Below are 6047 nucleotides of genomic sequence, written 5' to 3' on the forward strand. Positions count from 1 at the left end.
CCGGACGCGCCCGGCCGCCGCCCCGGCGCGGGCCAGGCGTGGCGCGCGCAGGTGCAGACCGGCCTGGTCAACCTCGGCTGGACGGCGAGGGACGCCGACGCCGCCGTGGACGCGGTCGCCGCCGACCTGGACGGCACCGAGGTCCCGCCGGTCGGTGAGCTGCTGAAGGCCGCGCTGAAGAAGCTGAGCAAGTGAGCGAGTACGAGGAGCGGCTGGTCGGCGGCGGCGCCGAGGGCCCGGAGGAGCAGGTCATCGAGGCCGCGCTGCGGCCCAAGCGGCTGGACGACTTCGTCGGGCAGGAGCGCGTCCGCGAGCAGCTGTCGCTGGTGCTGCGCAGCGCCCTGCGGCGGGGCCGCACGCCCGACCACGTGCTGCTGTCGGGCGGCCCCGGGCTCGGCAAGACCACCCTCGCCATGATCATCGCCGCGGAGCTGGGGCAGCCGCTGCGGATCACCTCGGGGCCCGCGATCGAGCGGGCCGGTGACCTGGCCGCCGTGCTGTCCACGCTGGCCGAGGGGGAGGTGCTGTTCCTGGACGAGATCCACCGGATGGCCCGGCCCGCCGAGGAGATGCTCTACATGGCGATGGAGGACTTCCGCGTCGACGTCGTGGTCGGCAAGGGCCCCGGCGCGACCGCGATCCCCCTCGACATCGCCCCGTTCACCCTGGTCGGCGCGACGACCCGGGCGGGGATGCTGCCCGGCCCGCTGCGCGACCGGTTCGGGTTCACCGCCCACATGGACTTCTACGGGCCCGCCGAGCTGGAGGTGATCGTCCAGCGGTCCGCGCGGCTGCTGGAGGTGGAGATCACCGACGAGGGCGCGGCGGAGGTCGCGTCCCGCTCGCGCGGCACGCCCCGGATCGCCAACCGGCTGCTGCGCCGCGTGCGCGACTACGCCGAGGTGCGCGGCGACGGGATCGTCACGAGGGAGGCGGCCCGCGCCGCCCTGGCCCTGTACGAGGTGGACGAGAAGGGGCTGGACCGCCTGGACCGGGCGGTTCTGGGCTCCCTGATGCGCAAGTTCGGCGGCGGGCCGGTCGGCCTGTCCACCCTGGCGGTGTCGGTGGGGGAGGAGCCGGAGACCGTGGAGGTCGTCGCCGAGCCCTTCCTCGTCCGCCAGGGGATGCTCGCCCGCACCCCCCGCGGACGCATCGCGACCCCCGCGGCGTGGGCCCATCTGGGCCTCACCCCGCCCCCGACCGCGCCCCTGGCCGGGGCCGCCCTGTTCGACCTGGACGAGGGCGCGGACGACCCCGGATAGCCGCCCGCGGACGGGCCCGGCCGCCGCGGCATGATCACGGCGGCGTGATCGGGGCGTAACGGCTTGGGAACTTCCCGAGAGTGCCGCTCGTCACGTCGTTGCCGGGGTCTCGCGTACTCTCTAGACTCCGGGACTTGGTCACACCGTCCACCAGCCGGCGGTCCCGAGACACGGCCTACCGGCCACAGGCTGGGCAATCCAAAATCGGAAGGACGCCCCGTAATGGGCAGCGACACCACTCACATCCTGGCGGCGAGTTCCGGGGGCAGCGGCGCATTCAACCTGCTGCTCCTCCTGGCCGTGCCGCTGGTTTTCTATTTCCTGCTGATCCGGCCGCAGAGCAGGCGGCGCAAGGAGCAGATGCAGATGCAGAGCAGCATCGCTCCCGGCACCCGGATCATCACCACCGCGGGCATGCACGCCACGGTGGTGGAGCTCCAGGACGACGGCGTCGTGCTGGAGATCGCCCCCGGCGTGGAGGCGAAGTTCCTCAAGCAGGCGATCATGCAGGTCCTGAAGGACGAGCCCGCCGACGAGGAGCTCGAGGGCGAGGAGCCCGACGAGACCCCCGCCGCCGAGGCCGAGACCGCGCCGCAGGCCAAGCCCGCCGGCGCCGGCGACCTTGACGGCGACGAGAAGACCGCCGTGAAGGCGGGCGTTAAGGCCGACGCGAAGGACGAGGACGAGGCCGCCCACGCGGGCAAGGCCGACAAGCCCTCCGCCTGACCCGCGGCGGTACCGACAAGACGGGAAGTTCGACGACCAGTGGCATCGTCTCGTAGCAATGTCCCCAGGCCGGGGCGCACCCTCCTGGTGCTGTTCGTGGTCATGGCGGCCCTGACCGGCGTGATGTTCATGCAGGGGAAGGGGACCCCCAAGCTGGGGCTCGACCTCGCGGGCGGGACGACCGTCACGCTGACCGCGCACACCGAGAACGGCAAGACCCCGCCGGGCCAGCAGATGGACCAGGCCGTCAAGATCATGACGCAGCGGGTCAACGGGCTCGGCGTCTCGGACGGCGAGGTCGCCAAGCAGGGCGGCAACAACATCGTGGTCAACCTGCCGGGGCAGGGCCAGACGCGGGCGGCGGAGACCATCGGGTCCACCGCCAAGCTGCAGTTCCGGCAGGTGTTCGCCGAGGCGAGCGGCCTGCCGTCGCAGGCGCCGGCCACCACGCCGGCGCCGACGGCCTCCCCGTCCGGCAAGGCCACCGGCAAGCCGGGCGGCAAGGCGACCATCCCCGCCACCGGCGGTCCGTCGGCCAAGCCGACGACGTCGGCCGAGCCGAGCGACACCGCCACGCCGCGCGGCCGGGCGCTGTCGAAGGCCCTGACGGCCCCGACGCCGTCCGGGTCCCCGTCGGCGAAGCCGACGGGCTCGTCCTCGCCGAAGCCGGCCGGGACGCCGACCGCGCAGGTCCCGCCGGTCGGCGCCGACGGCAACGACTTCGCCGGCGTCGACGACAAGGCCGCCATCGCCCAGTTCCAGCGGACCGTCTGCGACCCCAAGGGCGGCCCGACCGTCCCGGGCTCCAACGACGTGAACCGCAAGTGGGTCGTGGCCTGCGACGACAAGGCGGAGAAGGACGACAAGGGCAACATCCGGGTCACCAAGTACCTGCTCGGCCCGGTGCGGGTGCTCGGCGAGGACGTCAAGTCCGCCAGCGCCATGCCGCCGGACACCTCGCAGGGCCAGTCGAGCTGGTCGGTCAACCTCACCTTCACCGGTAAGGGCGGCAACCAGTTCTCGCAGACCACCACCGAGGCGTCCAAGGCGTACCAGTCGAACCCGTCCTCGCCGCAGGCGCAGGTCGCGATCGTGCTGGACGGCCAGGTCGTGTCCGCTCCGTCGATCAACCAGGGCCCGATCACCGGCGGCAGCGCCCGGATCGACGGCCCGGCGGAGAGCTTCACCCAGACCTACGCCGAGGACCTGTCCAACAAGCTCAAGTACGGCGCCCTCCCGCTCGAGTTCAAGATGAGCGCGATCGACGAGGTGTCGTCCACGCTGGGCGCCGACCAGCTGCGCGGCGGCCTGATCGCCGGCGGCATCGGCCTGGCGCTGGTCCTGCTGTACTGCATGGTCTACTACCGGGGCCTCGGCCTGGTCGCCGTCGGCTCGCTGGTCGTCGCGTCCTGGATGACCTACGTGGCCGTGGTGATCCTCGGTGAGAACATCGGCTGGCGGCTCAGCCTGCCGCACATCATCGGTCTGATCGTGTCGATCGGCATCACCGCGGACTCGTTCATCGTCTACTTCGAACGGATCCGCGACGAACTGCGCGCCGGACGGGCCCTGCGGCCCTCGGTCGAGGTCGCCTGGAAGCGCGCGCGGCGTACCATCCTGGTGGCGGACGCGGTGACCTTCCTCGCCGCGGTCGTGCTGTACTTCCTCGCCGTCGGCGGTGTCGCGGGCTTCGCGTTCGCGATGGGCCTGACCACGCTGATCGACGTCGTGGTGGTGTTCTTCTTCACCAAGCCGCTGGTGGCGCTGCTCAGCCGGACCAAGTTCTTCGGCCGGGGCCACAAGCTGTCGGGGCTGGACGCCAAGCGACTGCGCCGCACGGCGCAGGCGCGCGCGAACAGCACCGTCCGCCCGACGAGCCAGGAGGTCTGATCATGGGACTGCGTGCGGTCATCTCCCGGATCTACCGGGGCGAGATCAGCGCCGACATCGTCGGCAGGCCGAAGGTCTGGTACTCGATCTCGGGTCTGCTGATCGTGTTCTCCCTGGTCGGCCTGCTCGTCCAGGGCCTGACCTTCGGCGTGGAGTTCAAGGGCGGCTCGGTCTTCACCATCGCCAAGGCGTCGCACCACTCGATCGAGGACGTCCGCGGCGCGGTCACCTCGGCCGGGGTGCACCAGACCACCGTGCAGAAGGCGGGCGGCAACTGGCGCGTCACCACCGAGAGCCTCGACCCCAAGCACGTCAACGAGGTCAAGAAGGACGTCGCCCAGAAGCTGGGCGTCTCGGAGAACGACGTCAGCAGCCAGATCGTCGGCGCGTCCTGGGGTGGTGAGATCACCAAGAAGGCGTGGCAGGCGCTGATCGTCTTCATGATCCTGATCATCGGCTACCTGTCGGTCGCGTTCGAGTGGCGGATGGCGGTCGCCGCGATGGTGGCGCTGTTGCACGACCTGGTCATCACGGCCGGCATCTACGCCTGGTCGGGGTTCGAGGTCACGCCCGCGACCGTGCTGGGCTTCCTGACCATCCTCGGATACTCGCTGTACGACGCGGTCGTGGTGTTCGACATGATCAAGGAGGTCACCCGGCCGCTGAACGCCAAGTCCAGGATCACCTACAGCGAGGCGGCCAACCAGGCGCTGTCCAGCACCCTGGTCCGGTCGCTGAACACCTCGCTGGTGGCGATCCTGCCGGTCGCGGCGATCCTGTTCATCGGCACCACGCTGTTCGGCGCGGGCACGCTGAAGGACCTGTCGCTCGCCCTGTTCGTCGGCATGATCGTCGGCACCTACTCCTCGATCTGCGTGGCCACGCCGCTGCTGGTCCAGCTGAAGGAGCGGGAGCCGCGGTACCGCGAGCTGCGGCAGAACATCGCCAAGCGCGAGCAGAGCCCGAAGCAGCAGGCGAAGGTGGCCAAGGCGGCGGCGGCCCGGCCGCCGACCGACGACGAGGACGCCCCGCCGGCCGACGAGCCGTCCGCGGAAGGCCCGCAGGGCGAGGTCCCGGCGGGCGTCACCCTCCGCAAGGCGGTACAGGGGCCGCGCCAGCAGCCCAAGCGCGGCACCCGGCAGCAGCGCCGGGGCAAGTAGGCTGCTGGGACGACCTGCTCGAACGAGCATGACGGCCGTGTCCGTCCCCCCGATCACCGGTGGGGCGGGCACGGCCGTCGCACTGTGCCGGGACGGCCGCGCCGGCCGTCCCGCCCCCGACAGAAGACGCAAGAGGAGACCCGTGGACCTCGACAGGCTGATCCAGGACCGGATTCGCGACGTGAGCGACTACCCCAAGCCGGGCGTGCTGTTCAAGGACATCACCCCGCTGCTGGCCGACCATGTGGCGTTCGCCGGCGTGGTCGACACGGTCGTCAACCACCACGGCCGCGGCACCGTGGACAAGATCGTCGGCATCGAGGCGCGCGGCTTCATCCTGGCCGCCCCCGTCGCCTACCACATGGGCGCGGGCTTCGTCCCGGTGCGCAAGAAGGGCAAGCTGCCCGCGGCGACCTTCGAGCAGGACTACGAGCTCGAGTACGGCACCGAGACGATCGAGATGCACACCGACGCGTTCGAGCCGGGCGACCGGGTGCTGATCGTGGACGACGTCCTGGCGACCGGCGGGACCGCCCGCGCGGCGGCCGAGCTGGTCCGGCGCGGCGGCGGCGACGTGGTCGGGCTGTCGGTCCTGATGGAACTGTCGTTCCTGAACGGCCGCGACAAGCTGGACGGGCTGGACGTGCACGCCCTCGTGACCGTCTGAGAGCAGAACCCTCCCGGGACGTGCGGAATGTGCCGTCTCACGAGAATGTTCTACTGATCACGCGCCCGAGATCGCGGATTCGGCCGGGTGCGAAATAACGGCCGGATAGACTGGCCGAATCAGCGACCGGCGGGAACGGGCGCGCCCGCCCGGCGGCCCGAGGAGATCGCGCCCGCACGGCTTCGAGGAGGCTGGGTGCCCGGTGAGGTGGTATCGACCGACGCGGTGACCGGTCCGCGGACGGACGCCGAGCAGCGTCCGGCCGCGCCGGGGGGAGGCGCCGTGCGTCCTCCCGCCGCGCCCGCGGGCGCGCACGCGCCGAAGGGCGGTCGTGCGCCCGCG

At 71.6% G+C, this 6047-nt stretch carries 5 protein-coding genes and 1 pseudogene; all 6 read left to right on the top strand.

The features are described from left to right. Positions 1-195: pseudogene (locus tag DZF91_RS29580) on the top strand (Holliday junction branch migration protein RuvA); the annotation flags it as partial. 17 nt (positions 196-212) lie between these two features. After that, positions 213-1262 (top strand): Holliday junction branch migration DNA helicase RuvB, encoded by a 1050-nt coding sequence (ruvB, locus tag DZF91_RS29585; RefSeq protein ID WP_407920951.1) that lies wholly within the window; start codon positions 213-215, stop codon positions 1260-1262. Between the two features lie 222 nt (positions 1263-1484). Further along, the gene (yajC, locus tag DZF91_RS29590; RefSeq protein ID WP_117360391.1) at positions 1485-1988 is read left to right on the top strand and encodes a preprotein translocase subunit YajC; all 504 of its coding nucleotides are present in this window, start codon (positions 1485-1487) and stop codon (positions 1986-1988) included. An 87-nt stretch (positions 1989-2075) separates the two neighbouring features. After that, complete coding sequence (gene secD / locus DZF91_RS29595) at positions 2076-3878, top strand: protein translocase subunit SecD (protein ID WP_328589233.1); 1803 nt, start codon at positions 2076-2078, stop codon at positions 3876-3878. A 2-nt stretch (positions 3879-3880) separates the two neighbouring features. Beyond that, positions 3881-5038 carry a protein translocase subunit SecF gene (gene secF / locus DZF91_RS29600; RefSeq protein ID WP_117360392.1) on the top strand — a complete coding sequence of 386 codons (1158 nt, stop codon included), beginning with the start codon at positions 3881-3883 and terminating at the stop codon, positions 5036-5038. A 142-nt stretch (positions 5039-5180) separates the two neighbouring features. After that, a complete protein-coding gene (locus DZF91_RS29605; RefSeq protein WP_117360393.1) occupies positions 5181-5705 on the top strand; it encodes an adenine phosphoribosyltransferase in 525 nt (174 codons plus the stop codon). The last annotated feature ends 342 nt before the right edge of the window (positions 5706-6047 follow it).

This window comes from Actinomadura logoneensis, assembly GCF_003428695.1.
Taxonomy (GTDB): Bacteria; Actinomycetota; Actinomycetes; order Streptosporangiales; family Streptosporangiaceae; genus Spirillospora; species Spirillospora logoneensis.

Excerpts from the sequence above, each read along its gene's own strand:
- yajC (WP_117360391.1), top strand. The coding sequence starts at position 1,485 with ATGGGCAGCGACACCACTCACATCCTGGCGGCGAGTTCCGGGGGCAGC.
- secF (WP_117360392.1), top strand. The coding sequence starts at position 3,881 with ATGGGACTGCGTGCGGTCATCTCCCGGATCTACCGGGGCGAGATCAGC.